Below are 26,348 nucleotides of genomic sequence, written 5' to 3'. Positions count from 1 at the left end.
CATGCGGCAGCCCACCAACCCTCATGCTTTGCCGCTATGCGCCAGTACCGTCGTTGTGGTTCAGGCGGTGGCCGGCGCCAGGAGCAATCGGCCGGAGGCGCTCCCGCCCGCAGGACTGTGCGACAGTGACGTTCTCGAACGAACTCGCCGTAGATGCGTAAAGCCCGACGCCGCCGCTGCGGACCACGGTGTCGCGACCCTTCAGGACCTGAACGCCGTTCAACGTCACGGTGATGCGGTCGCCCTGAATCGCCGCTCCCAGTCGCACGGGACCTGTCAACGGGTTGCTGATGGATGCCGTGGCCACTGTGACGGGACCCGACGCGTGAGCCTCGCGGATGATGCTCGCGTACTGGGTTCCGTTGCTCGTCTTGCCGACGTGGATCCGATACCCGTACGCGTCCGTGGTGTCTCGCAGCGAGATTCCTGCGTTACCGACGGATCCGTCGATCGTGACCGTGGTCTCCACGACATGGTCGCACGCCTCGGAGAAGCGCGTCGGCAGTGTCGAGTCGGCCAGTACGTGCGCCCGGCCACCGGCAGGCGGCGTGAGGTGCAACTTGCCCGAGGCGACGGACACGGACCCTGTCATTCCTCGCCAATTGGCCTGATCGAGCCCTTCCCTGATCACGATGTTGTCGAAGGTCGCGGCCCGCCGATGCGTGAAGGCGGCGGCACCACCCGTCGGCAGCTGTCCGTCGTCCGCGGAGATCGAGGTGTCGCCGACCTTGGCGCTCAGATGCCTCCCGATCGCGGATACGACCAGCTTGTGCGGCGCGTTGGCGCCGCTCGGCAGTGCGGTCTCCGCGAGAACCGTGGTCGTCGAGTCGTAGATCTTCACGAGCTTCAGCGTCGCTCCCGACGTGGAGTTGAGCACTTCGGCCCGGTAGTAGTTGCGGGAATCGTGGTAGCGGAACGCGAGACCGGTACGGGCGGTCGTCTGGCCGCGTGCCCCGGGAACGATGTCCGCGGCCATGACCACGTCATCGGGTACGTTCTGCAGCGCCGCGAACGACACCATGTCCGCGGTCGAGGTCTGTGCCAGCTGCGTGTCCGGCTGTGCGCCGGTGAGCGCCCAGGTGCCCTGCACCGGCGTCCAGCCGCCGAAGGATCCGTTGAAGTCATGGACGGTGCGGTCCAGGCCGGCATCGTCGAACTCGTCGTTGAGCACGGGTGTCGGGGCGAAGTGTTCCTCGAGTGACACCGTGATGAGGTTGCCCGCGCGGGTGAACGCGATCGGGGTGTCGTTCACCTTCACCGCGTTCGCGTTCGGCGCGTTGATGGAGAGCGTGCCGGTGAACGGGTCCCCGAGCGAGATCCGGGCGGTCGCGCCGCGCAGTTCCACACTGACATCGGACACCGGTGCGGATGCGCTGATGACGGTGTTGCCTTGGTCGATCAGCGACGACCCTCTGGTCAGCGCGTACCTGGTGAGCCCGCCGCCGGAAGCACGCTCGAGGTAGGCGGTCTCGGCGTTGGTGGTGGCGGCCCCGAACGTCCTCGACGAGGGAGTCGCCTCGCGCGAAAGGTAGAAGAGTCCGGTCGCGTCCGGCAGGGCGATCTCCATCGCGGTCGCCACGGAGTGACTCACCCCGGGCATGGCGATGCGCTTCGCCGTCACCGAGGGCGCCGGGCCGGCCTCGCCGGGAACCACGAGCGTGTCCAGTCCCGTCGGCCCGGTGGAGGACCAGTCGTACGACAGGTAGTCGACGTTGGTGAGTACCTGCTCGCCGACGCGTACGGCGCCGTTCTTGTGGACCCTGGGGGTTACCGCGGCGCCGGCCGTCGCCACCGGGATGAGCCGCACGCCGGCAACGGGCGCGGCTCCCGGCACGGTGTCGAACCCGACCGTGGCGACCTTCGTCGTGGGATTGACGGTCACCGGATCACCGGGGAAGTGCCAGAGCTGCCGGTAGTCGTGCGCGGCGGTGTCACCGGTGAGGTCGTCGGAGACCACCCAGAAGCCGGGCTTGACGAAGTAGACCGCGCGATCGTGCGCTACCGGCCGGTAGCCCATCGCCGCACCGCGGTAGATGTCGAGGCCCGCGTTCGAGCGCCACAGCGACGTCGTGCGGGGGACGCCGGCGGTCTGCGGGACTCCGTCGACCTCGATGGTGTTGTGCGCCTCGGTTTCACGGCGCATCCAGTTGTTCGTCTGAGTCGCGCTGTAGTCCCCCACCCCGGAGTCGACGATCAGCGGACGCCCGTACGCCGCCATCACCAGGCTGAGGTCGTCCGGATGCCGATGCGAGGCGGTGTAACTGGAATTCTGGTTGTTGATCAGCATGTACCGGGCATCGGCGTCCCACCCGGAACGCTGCACCGCGAAGCTGATCGGAAACACCGTGGACGACAGCGTCGGGGCGGTCCCTTCCGTTCGGCCGGAGGCGACCCAGGTGAAATCGGGCCAGGAGTTGCGTACGCCGCTCCTGCGAATGGCCGACGTACCCGCGTCGTCGTTCGGCGTGTCGCCGATCGCCGCGGGTTCGAGATTCGGCTGACGGGTCGCGAACAGCGAATCCGCGATCCAGTCCGCCGCCTGGACGAGCGAATCAGGAACGGTTCGCCCGTTGGCATTCGCCACTGCTATGACGGAGTTGAGCATGTCCGCCACGTATGCCTGATAGTTGAACGCCGGCTCGCGGTACACACCGTCGCCCTTCAAGTACGCGCGCAGGAACCGCTCGGCCGAGCGCACCGCGAACCACTCCCAGCTGGACGATGACGAGAACTCGGGCAGGAACACGGCTGCCGCGTGGACGGAGCGGGCCATCGACACGTACCAGTTGTTTCCGACATGTATCTGCATCACGCCGGCGAGGAAGTCCGTCGTGGCGTGCACGCCGGACAGGTACGCCACGAGATCGCTCGGGTCGAGGCCAGGATCGGTCCGGAACACGGAGAACGCGCTGACCAGCTGGGCGAGCCGCTTGGCCGCCGACAGGTTGCGGCCCTGCGGCCAGCTCTGATTGTCGGCGAAGAAGTCCAGCGAGATGTCCATCCACGCCGCCGCGTACGCCGCACGCTTCGCCGGGTCACTCTCGGACACGTAGGCGAATGTCAGTTTGGGCATGAACGTGAAGTCGCTCATCAGAGTCTGCGCGCCGCCCGGGGTGGTCTGCGTCCCACCCCAAAGGTCCTGCCAGTCGATGTCGATCCGCTGCTCGGCGCTGTTGTAGAAGGTGCGGGTCTCGGCGCCGAACCGGAAGATCCCCGCCGCGAGCTCGTCGGGGCCCGAGTCGCCACCGCCCAGGCCCTCGGCCGGAGCCGGGTAATGGACGTCGGCGCGGCCCGCGTAGTAGGCCTTGAGCTCGCTCGCGGCGCCCGCCTCATCACCGGCGGCCAGCTCAGCCGCCACCGGGCCGAGCCCCGGGCGCGTCAGGTCGAGCAGCTTACCGAGGTCCGAGATGTCGGCGACGGCGGCACTGCCCGGCGACAGAACCGCCGCCACCAGAGCCAGCACGACCGCCGCACGGGCCCGGCCACGCGTGTACCAACGTAACGTGCTCCGTCTCACCACTGCCTTCTTCCTGAGCCCGTGAGAGTGTCAGCTGAGTCCGGCGCGTCAACCACCCGCCTGCTCCTCGTACTCGGCCTTGATCTTGTCGCCCACCCGGTCCATGAACTTCTTGATGGCCGGCTGCCACGCCGAGACGGGCTTGTTCCCCAGCTGGATCTCCAGCAGCACCGCGTCCAGTTGCTGCTGCTCGCTGGCAGCCTTGCTGGCGGCGGTCTCCGAGTACAGCCCGAGGGTCGGGTCCGCGACGGCGAGCGGGACCCCGGCGACCTGGTGGTCGTGCTGGTCCTGTACGGCCTGTCGGTTGCCCGGCTCGTAGATGACGGGCGATGCTTCGGCGAGGTACCGCACCGGCAGGAACACCTGGCTGCGCCCGCCCTCGGTGAGGGTCGGGTCGGAGCCGTCGCGGGTGAACGTCTGGCCCTCGACGCCGTACCGGAGGGCCAGGTACTCGCTGCTGCCGAAGGGTGAGCACAACCAGTCGAGGACCTTGAGGATCTGCCTGATCCGGTCAGCGTTGTCGGTCCTGGTCATAGCGGTGAAGCTGGACAGGGTCGGGCCGGGCGTGCGTACCCGCGTCCCGGTGCCGTCGCGGGTGGGCGAGAGCATGCCGGTCAGGCGGAAGCCGGGCACGTCTTTCGCCTGGCCGTAGAACTTGCCCCACCCGGCGTACCCGCCGACGGTGAACGCGGTCGTGCCGGCCAGCATCCACGCGTTGCGCTTCGTGTTGGGCGCGCCCGCGTGGTCGGGATGTATCACCCCCGACTTCACCAGCTCGACGGTGTCCGCGAGGGCCTGCGTGAACTGCGGTGTCGTCCCGGAGTGGGTGAAGACGCCGCCTTCGGCCTGCCAGACGCCGGTGCCGCCGGGCCAGTTGCCGGTGATCCCGTTCATCTCAAGGATCGTGGTGAACGGGATCTGTCCGAACGCCCACCGACCGGCCCGCTCGTCGGTCAGCGCGGCCGCCATCTCCTTGAACTCGGCCCACGAATCGGGCTGGAGGCTGAGTCCTGCCTTGGCCAGCAGGTCGGCCCGGGTGTACAGCACGGTGCCGATCCGTGCCCGCGGCACGGGGATACCCCAGATCCGCTGGTCGTAGACGGTGCTGCGCCAGGCATCGGTGGGCAGGGCGGCCAGGTTCGGGTAGGCGAGGACCGCGTCCCCGGACAGGTACTCGGTGAGGTCGGTGAATGTCGCCTTCAGCATGGCGGGCATCTGCTGGACAACGCCCTGGATGGCCACCATGTCGGGCAGATCGCCACCGGCGATGGTCGTGGCGACCTTGCTCTTGTAGTCGGTCGAGGGGACGTACGTGATCTTCAGTTCGGTGCCGAGTTGCCTGTTGAGGTTCTGCCAGTAGGGGTTCGAGCCGAGCGCGGGGGCGATCGGGTCGTAGGTGTACGTCAGTGCCGTGACGGCTTCGCCCTTCACCGGTTGTGATGCGGCGCTGGAGGAGGCCGGGTAGGTGAAGTATCCCGGCGACACCCCGGCCGGCTCGGCGGCCAGGTCGGGCGTGGCCGCGGTGACGGGTTTGTAGGTGGGCAGCTTGACCGACCCGGTCGAGCTGTTCGGCGAACTCGGGCTGCCGTCACCGCAGGCCCCGAGGAGCGGGGCCAGCCCCGCTGCCGCGCCGAGTGCCAGGACGTCGCGGCGGCTGAAGGTGGGTGCCATGACGTCTCCTTTCCGCATTGCGTGGACGACCGGTCAGCCCTTGACGGCGCCGACCATGAGTCCCTTGGCGAAGTGCTTTTGGAGGAAGGGGTAGATGAACAGGATGGGCAGGACGGAGATGACGAGAATCGCCATCTGGACGGAGATTTGTGGTGGCAGGTTCTCCAGGTTCGAGCTGAGCTGGTCGGACCCGATCGGGGTGTTGTTGACGACGTAGGTGCGCAGCACCAGTTGCAGCGGCCACTTCTCCGACGACTGGAGGTACAACATCGCGGAGAAGAAGGCGTTCCAGTACGCCACCGCGTAGAACAGCCCGATCACGGAGACGACCGCCTTCGACAGTGGCAGGACGATCCGCAGCAGGATGCGCATCTCCCCGGCACCGTCCATGTGGGCGCTCTCCCGCAGCTCGCCGGGGATTTCCTGGAAGAAGGCGCGCATGACGATGACGTTGAACGCGTTGACCAGCACCGGCAGGATCAATGCCAGGTAGCTGTCCAGCAGGCCGAGCTGTTTGACCGTCAGGTACATCGGGATGATGCCCGGGTTGAACAGCAGGGTGAACACCGTCATCAGCAGGATCGGCTTTTGCAGCAACGAACCCGGCCGCGACAGCGCGTACGCCAGAGCGATCGTGGCGACGAGGCTGAGTGCCGTGCCGACCACGGTGATGCCGGCGCTCACCAGCAGCGCACGGGTGACGATTCCGCCGGACAGGACGGCCCGGTAGGAGTCCAGCGTCGGTTCGTTCGTCCACAGCACGAAGCCGCCGGCCCTGTTGACCTCCTCCGGGGAGGCGATGCTGGTCATGAGCACCGCCCAGAACGGCACCAGGACCGCCAGGCAGCCCAGGCCGAGCACGAGTCCCCGCGCACCGACCCCCAGCTTGCTGGGCTCGCCCATCCAGACCGGACGCTTGCTGCGGCCCGAGCGTGGCCGCCGCGGCGCTGTGCCCGCGGCGGGGCGCGCCACGGACACCGCGGTCGGCACAGATCGGCTCGTCACTTGGCGTACACCCCCTGCTCGCCCAGGGCGTGGGCCAACCGGTTGGCGCCGAGCACGAGCGCGACACCGACCATGCCTTTGATCAGCCCCACCGCGGCCGCGGTGCCCCAGTCGCCGCCGACGATCCCGTGGTTGTAGACGTAGGTGTCGAGCACTTCGCCGGCACCGGCACCGACCTGTGCCTGCTGCAGGATGATCTGCTCGAACCCGACGGACAGCGAGTCACCGAGCCGCAGAATCAGCAGCAGGACGATCACCGGGCGGATGGCGGGCAGGGTCACGTGCCACAGGCGGCGAACCGCCGAGGCGCCGTCCACCACCGCGGCCTCCATCTGCGCCGGATCCACTCGGGACAGTGCGGCGAGGAAGATGATCGTCGACCAGCCAGTGTCCTTCCAGATCACCTGCGATGTGATCATGAGTTTGAACAACTCGGGTACGCCGACGATGTGGAACGTGGACAGGTCGGCCGAGCGCAGCCAGGCGTTGAGCATCCCACCGTTGCCGAACATCTGCTGGAACAGGGCGACCACGATGACCCAGGACAGGAAGTGCGGCATGTAGAGGATCGACTGGGCGAGGCGTTTGAGCCGTTCGCTGATGGTCGCGTTCAGGATCAACGCGAGGCAGATCGGCAGCGGGAACACGAAGACCACCTGGATCAGCGTGATGATCAGCGTGTTGACGAGTGCGTTGAGGAACACCGGGTCGCCGGTGAGCACCGGCTCGAAGTTGTCCAGCCCGACGTACGGGCTGTGCCAGATTCCGAGGAACGGCTGGAAGTCCTGGAACGCGATGAGGTTCCCGCCGAGCGGCAGATAGTGGAACAGCAGCAGCACCGTGACCCCGGGAAGCGCCAGCAGCAGCAGGACCCGGTCGCGCCGCCAGCGGTCGCGCAGGCTACGCATCGCCGGTCTCCACCGGTGCGGGCAGGCCGATGGGCCGGCCCGCGACGCAGGCTCGCACCGCCGCCCGCAGCCGGTCGTCGGCATTGGCCGCGACCCTCCTGCTCCGGGCGACCGCGGGCGCCGGGTCGGTGGCGATGTCGGTGACCGCCGCGACGATCGTCGCCGCGGCACGATGGTCGAGCTCGATCACCAGGTCTGGGGCGCCGAGGTCGGCGAACATCTGAGACTTCGTGGTCTCGGTCGGCTGCCGAAGGTAGACGGTCGGGGTCGCATGTCGTGCGGCCAGGATCGGCGAATGACACTCCATGCTGACCACCAGCGACGAGACGGCGTAGACCCCGGTCGCCTCCTCCAGCGGCCAGTACCGGTCCAGGAGTCGGACCTGGTCGAGCGTCTGTGGACTGAGCAGGCCGGGAAGCTGCTCGTGAGCGAGCTCGACGGCATAGCTCATCTCGGGCACCACGACGGCCGGCAGGCCGGTGACGCGTACCCAGGTCTCGATCGCCGCCGCCAGCACCGCCAGGTCGTGCGTCACGGTGGCCCGGTTGACCGCGTCGCGCCGCATCTGCTCGCGGGTCGGTTCCGTGCCGTAGATCTTCGCGTAGGGGGCGTAGCGCAGCCGCGGAACGAAGCAGGCGAACCGACCGGGCTGCAGGCCGAGATTCTCCAGCAGGCGAGCGGCGGCGACGGCGTCAGTGTGGTCGAACGCGAACGTGCCATCCGGCCCGAAGGCGAGGTCGGGCCCCGTTATCTTCTGGCCGCGCAGGGTGGCCAGGGTCAGCGTTTCGCGGCAGTACACGAAGTCGGCGCTGTCGAAACGGTCTTTGACGTCGTCCTCAAGATAGGACGGTGGGAGCAGATCGACCATCTGTGCCAGCTCCGGCAGCGTCGCCATGGTCGGTGGGCACAGCGGATCCACGGTGATCCCGAAGTACCCGTACGGGCGGCCCACGTGCTCGCGCCACCAATCGATCTCGGTGCTCTGGAAGGCGTCGGCGCCCGATCCGTGCATCAGGACGTCCGCGCCGTCGATGGCGGCGGCCAACTCCGGGGTGCTCGGCCCGTCCCCGCCGAGAGTGCCGTCGACGACGCGCAGCTCGGGAAACGTGTGCCGCAGCATGGATCGTTCGCGCTCCTCCAGCCGCACCGGCCAGAGGATGACCTCGACCTCGGGGGCGAACCGCTGAAACGCCCGCACCACGCCAGGGGAGTGAGCCACGTCGCCGATGTTCACCGTCGCCCAGGAGGACCGCAGGAGGACGGTGCGACGTGTCGATGTCATATGTACTCCTTGTTGACGTAACGTTAAATCAAAATAGGGATGGTGAGACGTTACGTCAAGAACGGAGTAGGCTTCCTACATGGCAACGCAACGTGACGTCGCACGGGCGGCTGGGGTGTCACTCGCCGTGGTGTCGGCGGTGGTCAACGGCACGAGCCACACCCGGATGAGGGAATCCACCCGCACCCGGGTGCTCCGGGCGATGCAGGAATTGGGTTACCAGCCGAACCAAACGGCGCGCTCGCTGCGGCTCAACCAAACCGACATGATCGCGATGATCCTCAACAAGATCGACAACCCGGTCTACGGACCGCTGCGGTACGGGGTCTACGAGGCGGCTGCGGAGCACGGCGCGACGGTCCTGCTGGGCGATGCCGAGACGATGCGCTCCGGCAGCCAGTTCCTGACCCGGCTGCTCAGCCAGGGCACGGTCGACGGCATTCTGATCCGCGGCGAAGGGCTGCTGGACGACGACGTGATGGCCGAGCTCAGGTCCCACCCCAAGCCGATCCTCATCCTGGAACATGCACAGGACCATCCCTGGATCGACATAGACGATCGCCGCGCAGGCGAGATCGCCACCCGATTCCTGGTCAACCTCCACCACCGCCACATCGTCTTCGTCGGGGGTTCTGGATACATCTCCCAGCAGCGCTACCTGGGCTACCAGCAGGCGATGGACGCCGCCGGGCTGACACCGGCCCCACACCTGGCCACCGGGTTCGGTGAGCAGGCCGGCGCCGACGGGCTCCGGCAGGCCATGCAGGCGCCAACCGCGCCAACCGCCATCGTCGTCAACAACATCATGAGCGCGGTCGGGGTCCTGGCCGCCGCACACGACCTCGGCATCACCATCCCCGACCAGCTGTCGGTGGTCGGCATCCACGACGTCGACCTGATGCAACACCTGCGCCCGGCCGTCACCGCGGTCCGGATGCCCATGTACCAACTCGGCCGGGCCGGCGTCGAGGCGCTGTACGACCTGATCGCGGGGCGGCCGAGCGCAGGCGGTGTCATCACCGACCCCGAACCCGAACTGGTGATCCGTGACTCAGCGACTGCTCTGACCCGGATCCGCGATTAGCGTTCGCATGATCGCCCGCGGCTGAGGTGCCCAGCAGTTCCGGACAGTCGGCTACATAAGCCGACGGAAGCCTGTTTCGCCGACGAAGCAGGCCAGTCGGCGAGGCGCCCCAAGACCCTCGCAGCATGGACCGGCATCGCGACGCGGTGCTGTGGAAGGTCGAGGGCCTGGGCGATGAGGCGACCAGCCGGTGAGCCTGCAGCACCGTCGGCAGCCGCCCGGCCGGTCGCCGGAGAGTCGTCACACGATCAGGCGAACCGCGCAAGGGCGGCGGTGTAGATCTCGACGGCTTCCTCGATGCGGTGGACCGTGCAGTACTCGTCGGTGACGTGCGCCTGCTCGGGCTCACCCGGGCCGCACACGACCGTCGGCACCCCGCCACAGGTGGCGGTGAGGATCGAGGCGTCGGTGAAGTAGCTGGCGGCCGGGTGGTCGCCGGGCGCACCCGCTCCCGCCTCGACCAGGGCCCGGACGAAGGGATCGTCCGGGTCCGTCCAGATCGCGGGCAGGTCCACGAGCACGCCGAGGGTCGCCTCGCCGCCGAGCGCGGCCTGCAACCGCTCGCGAAGTCGTCCGTGGTCCTGACCGGCGACGGTGCGGAGGTCGATGGTCACGGCGGCCAGGTCGGGCACGGAGTTCACGTTGATCCCGCCGCGCACGGTTCCCACGTTCACCGTGGACGGACCGAGCCAGGGGTGTTCCGGCACCCCGGGGTCGAACTTCTCGATGACGCCGATCAGGCGGGCGAGTTTGTAGATCGCGTTGTCACCCAGGTGCGGCATCGAGCCGTGCGCCGTCGTGCCTCGCGTGGTCGCCTCCAGCCAGAGCGCGCCCTTGTGCCCGAGCAGCACCCGGTTGGCTGTCGGCTCGGCAACGAGCAGGGCACGCGACCTGCCCACCAGACCCTCGGCCACCATGCCGGCCGCACCCTCGCAGCCGGTCTCCTCGCCCACGGTGAAGACCAGCTCCAGGGCGACCTTCGGCCCGGTGCGGCGCACGTGCCGCTCGGCGGCTATCACCAGCGCGGCGACGCCGGCCTTCATATCGCTCGAACCGCGCCCGTACAGGCGATCGCCGTCGATCTCCGCGCCGTGCGGCGCGTGCCGCCACGCCTGCCCGCCCAGCGGCACCGTGTCGAGGTGCCCGGTCAGCGTCACCGGCTCGCCCGTCCCCCAGCGGGCGACCAGTCCGGTGCGGCCGGGCGCGTGCTCGTGCGTACGCACCGCGAAACCGGCCTCCGACAGCCGTTTCGCGAGCGGGCCGGCCACCGCGGCCTCGCCCCCGCCCACCGAGTCGATCCTGATCAGCTCGCGCGTCAGCTCAACCGCCTCGTTCACGCGGCCTCCTTTCGTCTGTTACTCCGCGACGCCGGCCGTCACCGGCCGGCTGGTCTGCCGTACGACGAGCCTGGGAGCGATGGCGATGCGCTGTGCGGGCCTGGGGTCGCCCGCCTTGACCTGGCCGAGCAGACGTACGGCCTCCGCCGCCATCTCCTCCACCGGCTGGCGCACGGTGCTGAGCGGCGGGTCGCACATCGTCGCGTGTCCCACGTCGTCGAACCCCACCACGGCCACGTCCTCGGGGACGCGCACCCCGCCGAGCCGCAGCGACCGCACCAGGCCCACGGCGATCTCGTCGTTCGCGCAGACGACCGCGTCCGGCAGCCGGCCGGTGTCGAGCAGCCTTCGCCCGGCCTCGACGCCCCATTCGAGGGTGAACTCACCCAGCAGCGCCGGCAGGACCTCCACGCCGGCCCGCGCCGCGGTACGTTCGAACCCGCTGAGCCGCAAGCGGGCGGAGGAGCTCACCAGCCGGCTGCCCGCGAAGGACACCGAGCGGGCCCCGCCCGCGATCACGTGCTCGGCCGCCAGGGTGACCCCGGCCTCGTCGTCCACGCCCACCCAGTCGGCCCCGCCGCCCTCGATGTAGCGGTCGACCTGCACCAGCGGCACCCGGCGGGCCGCGTCCAGGACCGCGGGGACGCTGGCCTCGATGTCGCACGGGCTGATGATCAGTCCGTCCACGCGCCGGGCCAGCAGGGTCTCCAGCCTCCGGGCCTCGACCTGCGGACTGTACTGGGACGCGCACAGCAGCAGGTCGGTGCCGGAGTTCTGCAGCTCGCGCTCCACGGCCTCGACGATCGTGGTGAAGAACGGGTTGCCGATGCCCGGGACGACCATGCCGATGGTGCCGGTGGTCTGGTCGCGCAGCGCCTTGGCGATCGCGTTCGGCTGGTAACCGAGTTCGGCGACGGCGCGCGCCACCCGCTCGGCGACCTCGGGCGTGACCCTGCGCCGCCCCGAGAGGGCGCGGGAGGCCGAGGCCACGGAGACGCCGGCCGCTCGCGCCACGTCGTGAATCGTCACGCCCATTGTGTAATCGATTTCCCTTGATCTTTGCCAACAATCGACCTTGCCGAGCGTGTTGCGGCCAGGATCACAGGTAACGATAGAGGTTCTGTGAGGAAAACGCACCCTTGACGTGCCTTTTTTAGGCGCACTAGCATGCCCGAAAACCGGGTAATCGATTACCCAATCGATCTCACTCCTTCTCGCCCCCCGAAAGGCTCAACTCTCATGGCGCGATCCACGAGGCTCATCCGCCTGACAGCGGCGACGACGATCCTGGCCACCGGGCTGCTGTCGGCGGCCTGTGGCGGTACAGACGACTCCGGCTCTTCCGGGGACTCCGGCGGGGACCGGCCGCGGGTCGGGCTCGTCCAGATCAACCAGCAGGCGATCTTCTTCAACGAGATGAACGCCGGCGCCCAGCAGGCGGCGAAGGAGGCGAACGTCGATCTCACGATCTTCAACGCCAACGACGACGCGGCCAAGCAGAACGAGGCCATCGACAACTTCGTCCAGCAGCAGTTCGACGCGGTCATCGTGGTCGCCATCGACGTCGAGGGCATCAAGCCCGCCGTGAAGATCGCCAAGGACGCCGGGCTGAAGGTCGTCGCCGTGGACGCGATCGTCGACTCGCCCGCTGTGGACACCCAGGTGGGCGTGGACAACGCCGCGGCGGCCCAGCAGGCGGGCGACTTCGTCAACAAGTGGGCACAGGCGCAGGGCCTGACCGCACCGAAGATCGGCGTAGTGGGCGCGCTGAACTCCTTCATCCAGAACATCCGCAAGGACGACTTCAACAAGACCGTCGAGGGCGCCGGCGCCAAGATCGTGCAGACCGTCGACGGGCAGAACAAGCAGGAGTCCGCGATGACGGCCGCGGAGAACCTGCTCACCTCCCGCTCCGACATGAACATCGTGTACGCCACGGGCGAGCCGGCCCTGCTCGGCACGGTCGCCGCGGTGAAGTCGCAGAACGCGGCCGACCGGGTCAAGGTCTTCGGCTGGGACCTGACCAAGGAGGCCATCAACGGCATCGACGAGGGGTTCGTCGCCGGGGTGGTCCAGCAGGACCCGAAGACCGAGGGCTACGAGGCCGTCAAGGAGGCCAAGGCCCTGGTCGGCGGCGCCCAGGCGAAGAAGAAGATCGACGTGCCCGTGACGATCGTGACCAAGGACAACGTCGACCCGTACCGCGCCACCTTCAAGTGAGCGGCGAAGGAACTCATATGACGGACCAAGAGCCGGGTCGCGTTGATCGAGTGGTCATGCGCGACATCCGCAAGCGCTACGGAATGGTCGACGCGCTGCGCGGCGTGACGCTGCGCGTCGGCCCTGGAGAGGTGGTGGGGCTCGTCGGCGACAACGCGGCCGGCAAGTCCACCCTCATGAAGGTGCTGGCCGGCGCCGTCGTGCCGGACTCCGGCGAGATCGTCTTCGACGGCCGGCCGGTCGCCTTCGCCAGCCCGAAAGACGCCCGCGAGCTGGGCATCGAGATGGTCTACCAGGACCTCGCGCTCTGCGACGACATCGACGTGGCCGGGAACCTGTTCCTCGGCAGGGAGCCGCGCAAGGCCGGCGGGATGATGCTCGACATCCGCAAGATGCACGCGGACGCCCGGCGCCACCTGGACGCCCTGAACATCCGGATCCCGCTGACCGACATCCCCGTCGGCGGGCTGTCCGGCGGTCAGCGGCAGGCGGTCGCCATCGCCCGGGCGGTGACCTTCGGGCCCAAGTTGCTCATCCTCGACGAGCCGACGGCGGCGCTCGCCGTCGCCGAGGTCGAGACCGTCCTCGAACTGATCAAGACCGTCTCGGCCCAGGGTGTCTCGGTGATCCTCATCACGCACCGCCTGCAGGACCTCTTCCGGGTCTGCGACCGGCTGTGCGTCATGTACGAGGGCACGCTCAGGGCCGACCTGGACGCCCGGAACACCAGCCTCGAACGGCTCGTGTCCGAGATCGTCGCCCACGACGAGGGAGAGAAGGAGGGGAGCCGACCGTGACCGCCACCGGGACCGGAACCAGCCAGCGGGTCGTCACCACCAGGTCGGCCCGGGCCAACGCCCACATAGGCCGGCACGCGCAGACGATCGCGATCGCGGTCGTGCTGGTGGCCCTACTGATCTTCTTCGCGTTCTCCGCCGACCGGTTCGCGACGACGGGCAACCTGCTCAACCTGTTGCGGCAGATCGCCCCCACGCTGATCGTCGCGACCGCGATGACGTTCGTGATCAGCACCGCCGGCATCGACCTGTCGGTCGGCTCCACGGTCGCGCTGTCCGGGTCGCTGCTCGCGATCGTGCTGCAACACGGGTGGGACCCCACCCTCGCCCTGATCGCGATCGTCGCGCTCGGCGCGCTGATCGGGTTCGTGAACGGGTGGTTCTCCTCCTACCAGAACATCCCGCCGTTCATCGTCACACTCGCGATGTTGTCGATCATGCGGGGTACGGCGCTGCGCGCCACCGAGGGATACTCGACCCCCATCAACGGAGACCTCTGGATCGTCCAGATCGGCCAGGGCCGCATCGCCGGGGTGCCCGTCCCGGCCATCCTCGCCGTGGTCGTCGCGCTCGTCGGCTGGCTCGTCTTGACCCGGACGCCGTTCGGCCGCTACGTCATCGGCCTCGGCTCCAACGGCGAGTCGCTGCGCCGCACCGGCGTGAACACGCGGAAGGTCGGGCTGACGGTCTACGTGCTGACCGGCGTGGCGGCGGCGGTCGCGGGCGTGCTGATCGCCACCCGCCTCAGCTCCGGCTCGTCCAACGCCGGGTCCGGCTTCGAGCTGGAGGTCATCACGGCCGTCGTGCTCGGCGGCACCAGCCTCTTCGGCGGCCGGGCGAGCATGCTCGGCACGATCCTCGGCGCGCTCACGCTCGGCGTGATCGCCAACGGCCTGGTGCTGCTGCACGTCTCGCCGTTCTACGTGCAGATCGTCCAGGGCGGCATCCTGCTGCTGGCCATCTTCGCCAACAGCAAGGTGTGGGCGAAGTTCGGAGCGATCCGAAAATGACGTCCTCAGCCCGGACTCCGGCCGTGACGACCGTGCTCGGCCCGGTGTCCCCCGACGACCTCGGGATCACGCTCTGCCACGAGCACCTGCGCAACGACGGCGCTCGCGCCTGGCACCCCGCGCCCGAGGGCGACGCCGAGGGCGAGCTGATCGCCCGCGAGCCCGTACGGACGGAGTTCCTCGGCAGGCTTCGCCACGACCCGTACCTCTCCCGCGACAACGTGTCGCTGGACGACACGGGGACCGCGATCGAGGAGGTACGCAGGTTCGCCGGGCGCGGCGGGCGCACGCTGCTCGAGGTGACCCCCGAGGGGATCGGGCGGGCGCCCGCCGAGCTGGTCGCGATCGCCCGCGCCACCGGGCTGAACATCGTCATGGGCTGCGGTTTCTACCTGGAGAAGACCCATCCCGCCCGGGTCCGCTCGATGACCGAGGCGGACGTCGCCGAGGAGATCGAGCGCGACCTGACCGAAGGCGTCGGCGGGGGCGTGGACGGCGTCCGCGCGGGTGTGATCGGCGAGATCGGCGTCTCGCCGGACTTCACCGCCGAGGAGGAGAAGGTGCTGCGCGGCGCGGCCCGGGCGCAGGCCCGAACCGGCGTGCCGCTCTCGGTCCACCTCCCCGGCTGGGTGCGGCACGGCCACCGCGTGCTCGACGTCATAGCCGAGGAGGGCGGCCTGCTCGCCGGCACCGTGCTCTCGCACCTCAACCCCAGCGGGGCGGACCGCGACTACCAGGTGTCCCTCGCCCTGCGCGGCGCCTACCTCGGCTACGACATGTGCGGCATGGACTACCTCTATCCGGGCGAGGGCCAGTCCCCGTGCGACGAGGAGAACGCCGCCGCGGTGGCCTGGCTGGTCCGCGCCGGGCTCGGGCACCGGGTCCTGCTCTCCCAGGACGTGTTCATGAAGACCATGCTCGTCCGCTACGGCGGCACCGGCTACGCCCACATCCTCACCCACTTCGTCCCGCGCCTGCACCGGCACGGGCTGACCGCCGACGACACCACCCGGCTGCTCGCGGGCAACCCGCGCGAGCTCTTCCTCGCCGCCGCGCGCGGCCACTGATCACACACAGAGAGAGAAGGAGACGATTTTCATGACCCGCGTGCTGGTCGCCGGTGAATCATGGGTGAGCGTGTCGACCCACTACAAGGGCTTCGACGCGTTCACCTCGACCACCTACCACACCGGAATCGATCCGCTGCGGGACGTCCTGGTCGCCGACGGCATCGAGGTCGACCACCTGCCCGCGCACGACGTGCCCGCGTTGTTCCCCGGCACGCCCGAGGCGCTGGCCGCCTACGACGTGGTCGTGCTCTCCGACATCGGGGCCAACAGCATCCTGCTGCACCCGGCCACCTGGCTGTCCAGCGAGAAGACCGTCAACCGGATCGACCTGCTGGCCGACTGGGTGGAGCAGGGCGGCGGCCTCGCCATGGCCGGCGGCTACCTGAGCTTCCAGGGCTTCGAGGCCAAGGCGGCCTTCGCCGGCACGGCGGTCGAACGGGTGCTCCCCGCCCGGATCTCCCGCTACGACGACCGCGTCGAGACCCCGCAGGGCGTGCCCGGCCTGCTCGCCGACGACGCCCACCCCATCGTGGCCGGACTCCCCGCCCAGTGGCCCGACCTGCTCGGTTACAACCGGTTCGCGCTGCCCGGGGACGCGACGCTGCTTGCGACCGTCGGCGGCGACCCCCTGCTCGCCGTACGGCAGGCCGGGGCCGGGCGCACGCTCGCCTGGGCCTCCGACATCGCGCCGCACTGGTGCCCGGACGAGTTCGTCTCCTGGGACGGCTACCGCACCCTGTTCACGCGGGCGGTCCGCTGGCTCGCGAAGGAGATCTGACATGCCGATCCCGGTGATCCTCGACTGCGACCCCGGGCACGACGACGCCATGGCCATCCTGCTCGCTGTGGCCCACCCGGCGATCGACCTGCGCGCGGTCGCGACGGTCGCGGGGAACCAGACGGTGGAGAAGACCGCGCTCAACGCCCGGCGGATGCTGAGCCTGGCCGGCGTCACCGGCGTTCCGGTCGCCGCCGGCTGCGACCGCCCCCTCGCGGCGCCGCTGGAGATCGGCGACTACGTGCACGGGGAGAGCGGCCTGGACGGCCCGGCGTTCGGGGAGCCGGGCGTCCCGCTCGACCCCCGCCACGGCGTGGACCTCATCCACGACACGCTGGCGGCCGCCGCAGAGCCGGTGACCGTGGTGGCCATCGGCCCGCTGACGAACATCGCCACGCTGCTCCGCCGTCACCCCGAGGACCGCGAGCGGATCAGGGAAGTCGTGATCATGGGTGGCTCCACGGATCGCGGCAACCACACGCCGTACGCGGAGTTCAACGTGTACGCCGATCCGGAGGCGGCGGCGGAGGTGCTCGGCAGCGGCGTGCCGACGACGTGGGTCGGGCTCAACGTCAGCCACCAGGCGCTGGTGACCGCCGACGTGCTCGCCAGGATCGAGGCGCTCGGCACCCCGCTCGCCCGCGTCTGCGTGGAACTGCTCACGTTCTTCGGGTCCACCTACCACGAGACGTGGGGATTCCCGGCGCCGCCGCTGCACGACCCGATCACGGTGGCGTACCTGATCGACCCCACGGTCCTGACGTACGAGCGGGTGGGCCTGCGGATCGAACTGGACGGCCCGCACACCCGGGGAGCGACCGTGGCCGACCTCCACCGGCGGATGGACTGGGAGCCCAACGCGAACGTCGGGATCGGGCTGGACCGCGACCGGTTCTGGGATCTCATGATCGGCGCGATCGAGGCGCTCGGTCGGGCCTCCTGAGGGCCGGAGAGCCGGCCACCCGGCGGGGGCGCTCGGCCGGACGGGACCGGTGGCACGTGCCTGTCGCTCACCGCTCGCAGCCGCCCCCGCGGCGCCCGAACGCCGCGACTCAGCATTGACAGCTCGAAACAGGAGAAACGTCATGGAACCGCACGGTGTCGTCGTCGTCGGGAGCATCTCCGCGGATGTCACCGCCTTCGCTCGCCGCCTCCCGCGCCGGGGAGAGACCGTCCTCGGCGACGACGTCGCCGTGGTCCTCGGCGGGAAGGGCGCGAACCAGGCGGTCGCCGCCGCCCGTGCGGGAGCGCCCACCTGGCTGGTCGGGTGCGTCGGCACGGACCCGTTCGGCGAGATCGTCTCGTCGGCGCTGCGCTCCCACGGCGTGGCGTTGTCGGAGGTCCGCTCCGTCGGCAACCGTACGGGCGTCGCGCACATCAGGGTGGACGCGTCGGGTGAGAACGACATCGTCATGACCCCTCTCGCCAACGCGGACCTCAGTGCCGAGATGGTGGACGAGAGCATCCGGGCCGTACGCGGCAAGGCGAGCGTGCTTCTCCTCCAGCTCGAAATCCCTGCGGAGATCGCCTGTCACGCGGCCGAGACGGGTGCGCGGGCCGGCCTGACCGTGGTGCTCGATCCCGCGCCCGCGCGGCCGCTGCCCGACCGCGTCTGGCCGCACGTCGCCATCGTCACCCCCAACGAGAGCGAGGCCGGGGCGCTGACCGGCGTGGAAGTCGTCGACGTCGAGTCGGCCGAGCGGGCCGCCGCCTGGTTCCTCGATCGCGGCGTGCGGCACGCGCTCATCACGCTCGGATCAGCGGGCGCCGTGTCGGTCACCACGGAACGCACCCGGCACTTCCCCGCCTACGCGGTCGCTCCCGTGGACACCACCGCCGCGGGCGACGCCTTCACCGGCTTCCTGGGTGCGGCCCTCGCGGCGGGCCTCGACACCGCCACTGCCGTCCGCCGGGGAATGGCCGCAGGAGCCCTGGCGACCACGCTGCCCGGCGCCAGCCCCTCACTGCCCGACCGGAAGTCGGTGGACGAGCTGCTCGCCGTGGCTGAGGCAGCCGCTCGCTGAGGCACGCCGACACCGGTGGGGCGAGTGTTGCCTGCACCCCAGCTGCCGGCCGTTCTTGCGCTCGACCGGGACGAGCACCTCAGTCCAGACCGGCCGAGCGCCGAGTTGTCCCGTGCCTTGACATTCACCGGAAGATGCCGCAGCGCCACGCAGCCCATCCCACGAAGGCCGCAGCGTCCCCCGGGCCGTGGATGCGCGCGGCCGGGGAGGGCTGGGCCGGGTGGCCGTCAGCTTCGGGTGGGGTGCGTGATGCGTTCGAGCCATCGCCGCAGAAGGGCGGCCTCGACCGGTTCCAGGGCCTCCGTCCCGGTGAGATCGAGCTGCGCGTGCAGGCGCAGCGCCGCGGTGTGCAGCGGGTCGGCGTCGTTCGCGGCGGCCGGTTCAGCCAGTACGTGTGAGAACACGGCGTCCCGCATGCGGTGGGACAGCGCGGGGTCGCCGGACGGGGCGGGCCTGGCGATGTGGTCGAGGGCGGTCCCGACGTTCGCCGACAGGATGAGCCGGGCGGCGGTGTGCGGCTCGACCTTGAGCGCGCCCACCGCCGCGCACCGCGTGAGAGCCGCCACCAGCAGGTCCATCACGCGCTCTCGAGCCGTCGAGCGCGACCACGGCCTCGGGGTGAACATCAGCTGGTAGAGGGCCGGGTTCGCCTGCGCGAAGGCCATGTGGCCGTCCCAGCCGGCGTGCAGGTCGGCCACCGGGTCGCCGGTCTGCTCCTGGGCGGCCTTGAGCGCGGCGTAGCGCTCGTAGCCGTGGTCGGCGACGGCGTCCAGCAGGCCGCGCTTGTCGCCGAACAGCCGGTAGAGCACGGGCTGGCTCACGCCGACGGCCTCGCAGACCGCCCGGGTGGCGACCTCGTGGTCGGAGGACGACGCGAGCTGCCGCTCCGCCGCCTCGATCATCGCCGCGCGAAGCGAGTCGTCCTCTGGCATGCAATCAATGATAGCGGCAAAAGCTAGCGAGGTTACGGAGCTGTGCTACCGTCAGAACGTAACGCCGATATGGCGTATTCATATCGACGATAAGCTCAAGGGGTCTTCCATGAATGATCAGCGTGTGGCCGTCGTCAGCGGCGGCTCCCGTGGAATAGGCAAGGCGATCGCGGTGGCGCTGGGGGCACGGGGCTACGCGGTCGCGGTGGGTTTCCACGGATCGGACTTCGCCGCGGCCCAGGTGGTCGAGGAGATCACGGCATCCGGCGGCCGGGCGATCGCGGTCCAGGCCGACGTGGCCGACGAGGACGCCGTCGCGCAGATGTTCGACGTGGCGGACAAATCCTTCGGCGGGATCGACGTGGTCGTCAATTCGGCGGGGCGGCTGTCGCTGTCCCCGATCGCGGACCTCGACCTCGACGAGCTGGACGCCCTGCACCGCACCAACATCCGCGGCACCTTCGTCATGGCCAGGGAGGCCGCACGCCGCGTACGCGCCGGGGGCGCGATCGTCAACCTGTCCACCTCCGTGGTCGGCCTGCAGTTTCCCGGCTACGGCGCGTACGCCGCCAGCAAAGGCGCCGTCGAGGCGATGACACTGGTGCTCGCCCGAGAGCTGCGCGGACGGGACATCACGGTCAACGCCGTCGCGCCCGGCCCGACCGCCACCGACCTGTTCCTCGACGGCAAGGACGAGGCGACGATCGAACGGCTCGCCAAGCAGCCACCGCTGGAGCGCCTCGGCACCCCGCAGGACATCGCCGAGGTCGTCGCCTTCCTGGCAAGCCCGGCCGGGCACTGGATCAACGGCCAGGTCGTGCGCGCCAACGGCGGAATCATCTGACGACCGCCGTGCGAGCGGTCGGCTCACGGGCGGGGCTCTGGCACGGGGCACGCCGTGGCCGGCCGCCGCGTCGCCGACCGCATCCGCACCGAGTTCTACCGACGTGCAGGCATCGAGGACCTGCTGTCCTCGACCGCCTCGCTCTGCATCACCACTACAGGAAAGGTCATCACCATGCCATTCGCCAACCTCAAGGTGCCCGCCGACACCCTGACCCCCGAGTCCAAGAAGAAGCTCATCGACGCCGTCACCGACGCCTACGCCACGGTCTACGGAGAACGGGCCCGCGCCACCACCCTGGTCCTCCTGGAGGAGGTCCCGGACGGCGGCTGGGGCGTGGGCGGCAACGTCCTGACCGCCGAGATGCTCGGCCGTAGCTGACCCGTCCGGCGGTAGGGCCGCACCCGCCGGACCTACCGCCGGGCCTCGCCCGCCCGTTCTCTCACCTGTCAAGAAGCGCGGAGGGCGTCGATCAGGGCGTCGACGGCGGCGAGTGCGGCGGAGGCGTCAAGTTCTGCGCGGGAGACCAGGGAAAGGCCCTGGACGGTGAACAGCAGGAGCTGGGCTTGGGCCTCCGGGGTGGCGGCCCGGGTGACTTCGCCGTCGGCCTGCGCGCGCCGCAGGGCGTCGGCGACGATCCGGGTGAAGCGGGCGTGCGACCGGGCCACGATCTCGCGGGCCTCGTCATCCTGCGGCACCAGTTCGGCGGTGGTGTTGCCGATCATGCACCCTTGCGGAACGCCGACGTCGGAGGCGTACTCCTGCGCCCGGGCCGGAGTGGCGAGCACCTCGCGCAGCGCCGGCAGCACCGGCCCGGACTCCAGCGCCGCGACCAGCTCGCGCTCATAGGTGTCCCAGTACAACTGGACCGCCGCCAGGTAGAACTGCCGCTTGTCGCCGAAGGCGCCGTACAGGCTGCCCCGCTCCAGGGCCAGCGCGTCGACGAGGTCCTGGACGGAGGTCTCTCCGTAGCCCCGGGACCAGAACAGCAGAAGAGCGCGCTGCAGGGCCTGGTCCTTGTCGAATGCGCGGGGGCGTCCTGTTCGTGCCATACCCCCAGGGTACGACTTTTTGACCGCTTGCATGAAATACCGTACGGTGACGACTGAGCGACTTATTGAACGATCGCATGGAAGTCGGCTCGCGTGAACGCGCGAACCGACGAGAGGCAGGACCCCATGGACTTCAACGGAAAGACGGCACTGATCACCGGATCGGGCGCCATCGGCGGGCTCGGGCACGCGACAGCAAGGATCCTCGCCGCCGGCGGGGCCAACGTGATCATCACCGGCACCGACCCGGACCGCGGCGCCCAGGTCGTGGACGACGTACGGGCCGACGCCGCCGGGACCGTGCGCTTCATCCCCGCCGACCTGGCCGACCCGCAGGCCGTGCGGCGGCTGGCCGAGGACGCCGGGACGGTGGACATCCTCGTCAACAACGCGGGCGTCGTTCCGTTCAGCGCGACCGCCGACCAGGACCTCGACGCCTACGACGCCGCCTTCTCGGTCAACGTGCGCGCGCCGTTCATCCTGGTCGCCCGGCTCGCGCCGCAGATGGCCGCCGGCGGGGGCGGCAGCATCGTCAACGTCAGCTCCACCGCGGCCGCCCTGGGCATGCCGGCGATGGCGGTCTACGGCGCCACCAAGGCGGCGCTCGAGTCGTTGACCCGTACCTGGGCGGCCGAGTTCGCCGCCTCCAACGTGCGCGTCAACGCCGTGGCGCCTGGCCCGATGACCACCTCCAAGGTGGTGGCCGCCATGGGACCGGACCTCGGCGGCATGGGACTGACGACCGCGCTGAAGCGCACCGCCGACCCGGCCGAGGTCGCCCAGGTCATCGCCTTCATCGCCAGTGACCACGCCAGCTACGTCACCGGCGCCGTCGTGGCCGCCGACGGCGGCCGCACCGCCGTCTGACCCGCGCGCTCCGGTCCCTGTGCACGACCACCGTTACCAGAACCACGCGCTCGGGCGCGAGTGAGGAGATTGAGGTCAATGCGTCGCCTTGAGGGCAAGTACGCCCTGATCACGGGAGGGACGAGCGGCATCGGGTTCGCGACCGCCCGCGAGTTTCTCGCCGAGGGAGCGGCCGTCGCGATCACCGGCCGCTCCCCCAAACGTCTGGAGGAGGCCGCCCGGCGGCTGGACGGCGGCCGGGTGTTGCCCGTGCTGTCCGATGCCGGCGACGTGCCCGGCCAGGCGGCGCTCGCGGCGCGGCTGCGGCAGGAGTGGCCGCGGCTCGACATCGTGATGAGCAACGCCGCCGACATCACCCACCTACCGATCGAGCAATGGACCGAGGAGGCGTTCGACCGGCTCGTCGCCACCAATCTCAAGGGGCCGTTCTTCCTGATCAAGGCCCTGCTGCCGCTGTTGTCCCGGCAGGCGTCCGTCATCCTCGTCGGCTCCGTCTCCGCCTTCATCGGGCACGAGAACGCGGCGGTCTACGGCGCGGCCAAGGCGGGCCTGCTGTCCCTGTCGCGCGGGCTGACCTACGAGCTGAAGGAGCGGGGCGTCCGGGTCAACGGGCTGAGCCCGGGGCCGACCCTCACGGACACGTTCGCCGCACTCGGCCCCGAGCGGCAGGCCGCCCTGTATGACGAACTGCGGCGGACCGTGCCGCTGCATCGCATAGGCACCGCCGCCGAGCTGGCGAAGGCGGCCGTCTACCTGGCCTCTGACGAGTCCGCCTACACCGCCGGCACCGTCCTGCGCGTCGATGGCGGCATAGGAGAGCTCGCCTACTGACCTCGATTCCTGACCGGCGCCATCCATCTCGATGGCGGCCTCCATCAGCAGGTGGCTGTGGATCGAGGCGGCCAACGCTAGGTCTACCGCGTGAGTGGCCTGAAGGATCGCCGTCGCGCTGGGTTCGGCCGCCTGGCGGCAACGGCGCACGGATGTCGATGTGCGGGCGCTGAGCGCTCTCTTCCAGGTGTTCGGGAGTGGCCGGGGTCAGGGACAGGTGGCCAGCACGATGGAGATGACGGTGCAGCTTGCGCCGGCGCTGTCGTTGCCCGGGGTGGTGTCGGCGGGGGTGGAGGCGGTGCGGGTGGCGGTGACGGTGACGTCGCCGAGGCTGAGGATGTTCAGCGGCAGGTTGAAGGTGGAGCTCGCGCTGGATCCGGTGGCGATGGCACCGTAGGTGCAGGTGACCGAGCCCGGAGTGCTGCTGCAGCCCGCCGGCAGGCCGGTGGCGGTCTTGCCGGCCGGCAGGGTCGCGGTGAGGGTGACCGAGGTGGTGGCGGCGGGCCCGTTGTTGGTGATGGTGGCGGTGTAGCGCAGGTAGGGCACCAGGATGCCCAGATGAGGCTGGGCGGTCAGGCCGACGGCCAGGTCGGTGCCCGGCGGGTCGATGGTGGTGGATTGCGAGCCGTAGTAGTCGACGCAGCAGTTGGCCAGCCGGGCGGTGGCGGTGACGGTGCCGGCGGCGGAGGGCGTCACGGTCAGGGTGATCGTTCCGGGGGTGTTGATGACCGGTGAGGCGGTGCACGGTACGTAGGTGGCGGTGGCCACCGTACAGCTCAGGGCGGGGTTGGAGGTGGTGACGGCGGTGACGGAGGCGGCGGCGCCGGACAGGGTGATGGCGCCGTCCCACAGCTGGAAGCCGTCGTAGGCGACGGTGTAGGTGTAGCTGGTGCCGGCGGTGACCGGATCGGCCGAGTCGCTCACCGTGACCGAGGCGGCGTACGCGGGCCCGGCCAGGGTCTGAAGACCGGTCACCGCCAGGAGCACGGCGGCCGCCAGCACCGCTAAGCACCGGCGAGTGGAGGTGATCGCGTTCATGATGGTGTCCTCCTTGTCGAGGTCCAGCAGGTCCGCACGGCCGCCTGGAGAGCAGGCGGGGGCCGTACGGCTGCGTAGGTGTGATCCCAACCCCGGACATCGGCCAGGTGTTTCACCGCGGCACCGGAAGATGATCAGCGTGAACACGTGGCGAGCGCAACGAGAGTGGTTCTCCTTCGCAGCCGACCAGCACCGAAGCGGAGAGGGGTCGAGGTGCCGCCGAACGCCTTAGTGTCCGCCCGTCCATGGGCCCTGGCAACCACCCTCGAACAGGTTCTAAGTTGCGGCGGCGTCCACTTCCGGACAGCGGCTGCGACACCAATCCGGCTGCCAGGTCGATGTGCTCGGCCTGCAGCAGACGGGTGAGCCCGGCTCCGGTGTATCCGGCCGGCGTTGCGGGGAACTGCTCGGTGCCCAGCACCCGGCCGACCGGGTCGGCCGGGGGCAGGGCGGCACGCACCAGCCGGGCAACCCTGACGGGAAGCGCTCATCTCCATCGTCGCTGTCAGGCCAGCTGGATCACGTTCCAGGAGACCGGGGGCAGCAGGACGGTGAGGGGGTCGTGCTGGATGTCGGGGTTGAGGCGGGGGGCGATCCGGTCGGGGGCGTCGGCGGTGTTGCGAGCGTAGACGTCCGGATCGGTGAGCGTGGTGCACTGGACGATGCGGGCGCCGCCGAGTGCGCGGGCGTCGATCCGCAGGGACAGCGGGGCGTCGGTGGCGCGGTTGATCGCGAACAGGGTGGTGGCCTCGCCCTCGGTGTGGGTTGCGACGGCGTGCAGGAGGGGGACGTCGCCGTAGTCGGCGGTCTCGTAGGTCGGAGAGACGGGCTCGATGCGCAGGACGTCGCCTGCGGCCAGTCGTGAGGTTTGGGCGAAGGGGTGGAAGGTGGTCTGGCGCCAGGCGGGGCCGCCGGGTTCGGTCATGATCGGGGCGATGACGTTGACGAGCTGGGCCAGGCTGGCGGCGGTGACGCGGTCGCTGTGGCGTAGCAGGGTGATGAGCAGGCCGCCGAAGGCGACGGCGTCGGCCAGGTGGTAGTGGTCTTCCAGCAGGCGGGGGGCGGTCGGCCAGTCTCGCGGCGGGGTGGCGTTCTGGTGGCGGGACAGGTACCAGATGTTCCATTCGTCGAAGGAGATGTTGATCTTCTTGCGGGATTTGAGTGTGGCGCCGATGTGGTCGGCGGTGGCGGTCACGGAGGAGATGAAGTACTCCATGTCGGTGGCGCAGGCCAGGAAGCCGGCCAGGTCGCCGTCCTTTTCCTCGTAGTAGGCGTGGCAGGAGATGTAGTCGACCAGGTCGTAGGTCTCCTGCAGGACGGTGGCCTCCCAGCTGCCGAAGGTGGGCATGGCGGAGCTGGAGCTGCCGCAGGCGATGAGTTCCAGGCCGGGGTCCAGGGCGCGCATGGCGCGGGCGGTCTCGGCGGCCAGCCGGCCGTATTCGCGGGCGGTCTTGTGGCCGGTCTGCCAGGGACCGTCCATCTCGTTGCCCAGGCACCACATGCGGATGTCGTAGGGCTGCTTGGCACCGTTGGCGACGCGCCGGTCGGACAGGGTGGTGCCGGAGGGGTGGTTGCAGTATTCCAGCAGGTCCAAGGCGGCTTCGATGCCGCGGGTGCCGAGGTTGACGGCCATCATGGGCTCGACTTCGGCCTTGGTGCACCAGCGCAGGAATTCGTCCACGCCGACCTCGTTGGTCTCCGTGCTGTGCCAGGCCAGGTCCAGGCGGCGGGGGCGCTGTTCGCGCGGGCCGATGCCGTCTTCCCAGCGGTAGCCGGAGACGAAGTTCCCGCCTGGGTAGCGCACGGTGGAGATGCCCAGCTCGCGGGCCAGGTGTAGCACGTCGCGGCGGAAGCCGTCCTCGTCGGCGGTGGGGTGGCCGGGCTCGTAGATGCCGGTGTAGACGCACCGGCCCAGGTGCTCGACGAACGTGCCGAAGGTGCGCCTGCTGACCGGAGCGACCTTGAAGGCGGGATCGATCGTGAGGTGTGCCGTGTGCACGGGTGAACTCCAAGTATTCGGGGTGCTGGTCCGACAATTGTTAACGTTGCCATTTGAGCGGTCAAGCCTGTAATCGGGGATT

The 26,348-nt window shown here is 69.7% G+C and carries 23 protein-coding genes; 12 read left to right on the top strand and 11 right to left on the bottom strand.

Annotated elements, in window-relative coordinates; all coding sequences use genetic code 11:
* Positions 1-34 precede the first annotated feature (34 nt).
* From SMD20_RS33440 to SMD20_RS33420, 5 genes are all read right to left on the bottom strand, one after another.
* Positions 35-3,463: an alginate lyase family protein gene (locus tag SMD20_RS33440; RefSeq protein WP_329588989.1), complete on the bottom strand. Its 3,429-nt coding sequence runs from the start codon at positions 3,461-3,463 to the stop codon at positions 35-37.
* A 102-nt stretch (positions 3,464-3,565) separates the two neighbouring features.
* Positions 3,566-5,188, bottom strand: coding sequence for an extracellular solute-binding protein (locus SMD20_RS33435; RefSeq protein WP_329588987.1), 1,623 nt, complete (start codon positions 5,186-5,188; stop codon positions 3,566-3,568).
* Positions 5,189-5,221: 33 nt separating this feature from the next.
* Positions 5,222-6,193 (bottom strand): carbohydrate ABC transporter permease, encoded by a 972-nt coding sequence (locus tag SMD20_RS33430; protein ID WP_329588985.1) that lies wholly within the window; start codon positions 6,191-6,193, stop codon positions 5,222-5,224.
* Positions 6,190-7,101 (bottom strand): ABC transporter permease, encoded by a 912-nt coding sequence (locus tag SMD20_RS33425; protein WP_329588983.1) that lies wholly within the window; start codon positions 7,099-7,101, stop codon positions 6,190-6,192. Before SMD20_RS33425 ends, SMD20_RS33430 begins: the two co-directional genes overlap by 4 nt.
* Positions 7,094-8,383 carry a polysaccharide pyruvyl transferase family protein gene (locus SMD20_RS33420; protein ID WP_329588982.1) on the bottom strand — a complete coding sequence of 430 codons (1,290 nt, stop codon included), beginning with the start codon at positions 8,381-8,383 and terminating at the stop codon, positions 7,094-7,096. The genes SMD20_RS33425 and SMD20_RS33420 overlap by 8 nt, the downstream gene beginning before the upstream one ends.
* A gap of 79 nt (positions 8,384-8,462) precedes the next feature.
* Here SMD20_RS33420 and SMD20_RS33415 point away from each other — a divergent pair, with 79 nt between their 5' ends.
* Entirely contained in the window at positions 8,463-9,467 is a 1,005-nt protein-coding gene (locus SMD20_RS33415) for a LacI family DNA-binding transcriptional regulator (RefSeq protein WP_329588979.1), read from the top strand.
* A 248-nt stretch (positions 9,468-9,715) separates the two neighbouring features.
* On the opposite strand, the gene SMD20_RS33410 is transcribed toward SMD20_RS33415, so the two are convergent.
* Complete coding sequence (locus SMD20_RS33410; protein WP_329588977.1) at positions 9,716-10,804, bottom strand: M20 family metallopeptidase; 1,089 nt, start codon at positions 10,802-10,804, stop codon at positions 9,716-9,718.
* A gap of 18 nt (positions 10,805-10,822) precedes the next feature.
* Positions 10,823-11,839, bottom strand: a complete 1,017-nt coding sequence (locus SMD20_RS33405; protein ID WP_329588975.1) for a LacI family DNA-binding transcriptional regulator — start codon at positions 11,837-11,839, stop codon at positions 10,823-10,825.
* Positions 11,840-12,043: 204 nt separating this feature from the next.
* Between SMD20_RS33405 and SMD20_RS33400 the strand changes: the two genes are divergently transcribed.
* The 7 genes from SMD20_RS33400 to SMD20_RS33370 all read left to right on the top strand — a co-directional run bounded on the left by SMD20_RS33400 (position 12,044) and on the right by SMD20_RS33370 (position 18,703).
* On the top strand, positions 12,044-13,024 hold the full coding sequence (locus SMD20_RS33400; protein ID WP_329588974.1) for a substrate-binding domain-containing protein: 981 nt from the start codon (positions 12,044-12,046) through the stop codon (positions 13,022-13,024).
* Between the two features lie 17 nt (positions 13,025-13,041).
* Positions 13,042-13,821 carry an ATP-binding cassette domain-containing protein gene (locus tag SMD20_RS33395; RefSeq protein WP_329588972.1) on the top strand — a complete coding sequence of 260 codons (780 nt, stop codon included), beginning with the start codon at positions 13,042-13,044 and terminating at the stop codon, positions 13,819-13,821.
* Complete coding sequence (locus SMD20_RS33390) at positions 13,818-14,831, top strand: ABC transporter permease (protein WP_329588970.1); 1,014 nt, start codon at positions 13,818-13,820, stop codon at positions 14,829-14,831. Before SMD20_RS33395 ends, SMD20_RS33390 begins: the two co-directional genes overlap by 4 nt.
* A 23-nt stretch (positions 14,832-14,854) precedes the next feature.
* Positions 14,855-15,898: a phosphotriesterase family protein gene (locus SMD20_RS33385; protein WP_329588968.1), complete on the top strand. Its 1,044-nt coding sequence runs from the start codon at positions 14,855-14,857 to the stop codon at positions 15,896-15,898.
* A 31-nt stretch (positions 15,899-15,929) separates the two neighbouring features.
* On the top strand, positions 15,930-16,679 hold the full coding sequence (locus SMD20_RS33380; RefSeq protein WP_329588966.1) for a glutamine amidotransferase: 750 nt from the start codon (positions 15,930-15,932) through the stop codon (positions 16,677-16,679).
* A gap of 1 nt (position 16,680) precedes the next feature.
* Positions 16,681-17,622, top strand: coding sequence for a nucleoside hydrolase (locus tag SMD20_RS33375; RefSeq protein ID WP_329588964.1), 942 nt, complete (start codon positions 16,681-16,683; stop codon positions 17,620-17,622).
* A gap of 142 nt (positions 17,623-17,764) precedes the next feature.
* Complete coding sequence (locus tag SMD20_RS33370) at positions 17,765-18,703, top strand: ribokinase (protein ID WP_329588962.1); 939 nt, start codon at positions 17,765-17,767, stop codon at positions 18,701-18,703.
* A gap of 227 nt (positions 18,704-18,930) precedes the next feature.
* Here SMD20_RS33370 and SMD20_RS33365 read toward each other — a convergent pair whose 3' ends face one another.
* A complete protein-coding gene (locus SMD20_RS33365) occupies positions 18,931-19,635 on the bottom strand; it encodes a TetR/AcrR family transcriptional regulator (RefSeq protein ID WP_329588960.1) in 705 nt (234 codons plus the stop codon).
* A gap of 109 nt (positions 19,636-19,744) precedes the next feature.
* On the opposite strand from SMD20_RS33365, the gene SMD20_RS33360 reads away from it, so the two are divergent.
* Both SMD20_RS33360 and SMD20_RS33355 read left to right on the top strand, forming a co-directional pair.
* Positions 19,745-20,479, top strand: coding sequence for an SDR family oxidoreductase (locus tag SMD20_RS33360; RefSeq protein WP_329588958.1), 735 nt, complete (start codon positions 19,745-19,747; stop codon positions 20,477-20,479).
* 54 nt (positions 20,480-20,533) lie between these two features.
* Positions 20,534-20,860, top strand: coding sequence for a 4-oxalocrotonate tautomerase family protein (locus SMD20_RS33355; protein WP_329588956.1), 327 nt, complete (start codon positions 20,534-20,536; stop codon positions 20,858-20,860).
* 68 nt (positions 20,861-20,928) lie between these two features.
* On the opposite strand, the gene SMD20_RS33350 is transcribed toward SMD20_RS33355, so the two are convergent.
* Positions 20,929-21,531, bottom strand: coding sequence for a TetR/AcrR family transcriptional regulator (locus SMD20_RS33350; protein WP_329588954.1), 603 nt, complete (start codon positions 21,529-21,531; stop codon positions 20,929-20,931).
* A gap of 126 nt (positions 21,532-21,657) precedes the next feature.
* Here SMD20_RS33350 and SMD20_RS33345 point away from each other — a divergent pair, with 126 nt between their 5' ends.
* Together SMD20_RS33345 and SMD20_RS33340 are read left to right on the top strand one after the other, a co-directional pair.
* The gene (locus SMD20_RS33345) at positions 21,658-22,398 is read left to right on the top strand and encodes an SDR family NAD(P)-dependent oxidoreductase (protein ID WP_329588952.1); all 741 of its coding nucleotides are present in this window, start codon (positions 21,658-21,660) and stop codon (positions 22,396-22,398) included.
* Positions 22,399-22,476: 78 nt separating this feature from the next.
* Positions 22,477-23,229: an SDR family oxidoreductase gene (locus SMD20_RS33340; protein WP_329588950.1), complete on the top strand. Its 753-nt coding sequence runs from the start codon at positions 22,477-22,479 to the stop codon at positions 23,227-23,229.
* A gap of 207 nt (positions 23,230-23,436) precedes the next feature.
* On the opposite strand, the gene SMD20_RS33335 is transcribed toward SMD20_RS33340, so the two are convergent.
* The gene (locus SMD20_RS33335; protein ID WP_329588948.1) at positions 23,437-24,267 is read right to left on the bottom strand and encodes a hypothetical protein; all 831 of its coding nucleotides are present in this window, start codon (positions 24,265-24,267) and stop codon (positions 23,437-23,439) included.
* A 505-nt stretch (positions 24,268-24,772) separates the two neighbouring features.
* A complete protein-coding gene (gene arfA, locus SMD20_RS33330; RefSeq protein ID WP_329588946.1) occupies positions 24,773-26,266 on the bottom strand; it encodes an arabinosylfuranosidase ArfA in 1,494 nt (497 codons plus the stop codon).
* Positions 26,267-26,348 lie beyond the last annotated feature (82 nt).

This window comes from Nonomuraea sp. LP-02 (assembly GCF_036289125.1).
Classification (GTDB): Bacteria; Actinomycetota; Actinomycetes; order Streptosporangiales; family Streptosporangiaceae; genus Nonomuraea; species Nonomuraea bangladeshensis.
Note: the sequence above shows the minus strand (reverse complement) of the source record. Positions and strands in the feature narration are given on the sequence as shown.

Coding starts and splice junctions, on each gene's coding strand:
- SMD20_RS33395 (WP_329588972.1), top strand. CDS start 13,042: ATGACGGACCAAGAGCCGGGTCGCGTTGATCGAGTGGTCATGCGCGAC.
- SMD20_RS33415 (WP_329588979.1), top strand. CDS start 8,463: ATGGCAACGCAACGTGACGTCGCACGGGCGGCTGGGGTGTCACTCGCC.
- SMD20_RS33435 (WP_329588987.1), bottom strand. CDS start 5,188: ATGGCACCCACCTTCAGCCGCCGCGACGTCCTGGCACTCGGCGCGGCA.
- SMD20_RS33335 (WP_329588948.1), bottom strand. CDS start 24,267: ATGAACGCGATCACCTCCACTCGCCGGTGCTTAGCGGTGCTGGCGGCC.
- SMD20_RS33400 (WP_329588974.1), top strand. CDS start 12,044: ATGGCGCGATCCACGAGGCTCATCCGCCTGACAGCGGCGACGACGATC.
- SMD20_RS33350 (WP_329588954.1), bottom strand. CDS start 21,531: ATGGCACGAACAGGACGCCCCCGCGCATTCGACAAGGACCAGGCCCTG.
- SMD20_RS33405 (WP_329588975.1), bottom strand. CDS start 11,839: ATGGGCGTGACGATTCACGACGTGGCGCGAGCGGCCGGCGTCTCCGTG.
- SMD20_RS33425 (WP_329588983.1), bottom strand. CDS start 7,101: ATGCGTAGCCTGCGCGACCGCTGGCGGCGCGACCGGGTCCTGCTGCTG.
- SMD20_RS33360 (WP_329588958.1), top strand. CDS start 19,745: ATGAATGATCAGCGTGTGGCCGTCGTCAGCGGCGGCTCCCGTGGAATA.
- SMD20_RS33380 (WP_329588966.1), top strand. CDS start 15,930: ATGACCCGCGTGCTGGTCGCCGGTGAATCATGGGTGAGCGTGTCGACC.
- SMD20_RS33340 (WP_329588950.1), top strand. CDS start 22,477: ATGCGTCGCCTTGAGGGCAAGTACGCCCTGATCACGGGAGGGACGAGC.
- SMD20_RS33345 (WP_329588952.1), top strand. CDS start 21,658: ATGGACTTCAACGGAAAGACGGCACTGATCACCGGATCGGGCGCCATC.
- SMD20_RS33375 (WP_329588964.1), top strand. CDS start 16,681: ATGCCGATCCCGGTGATCCTCGACTGCGACCCCGGGCACGACGACGCC.
- SMD20_RS33365 (WP_329588960.1), bottom strand. CDS start 19,635: ATGCCAGAGGACGACTCGCTTCGCGCGGCGATGATCGAGGCGGCGGAG.
- SMD20_RS33370 (WP_329588962.1), top strand. CDS start 17,765: ATGGAACCGCACGGTGTCGTCGTCGTCGGGAGCATCTCCGCGGATGTC.
- SMD20_RS33420 (WP_329588982.1), bottom strand. CDS start 8,383: ATGACATCGACACGTCGCACCGTCCTCCTGCGGTCCTCCTGGGCGACG.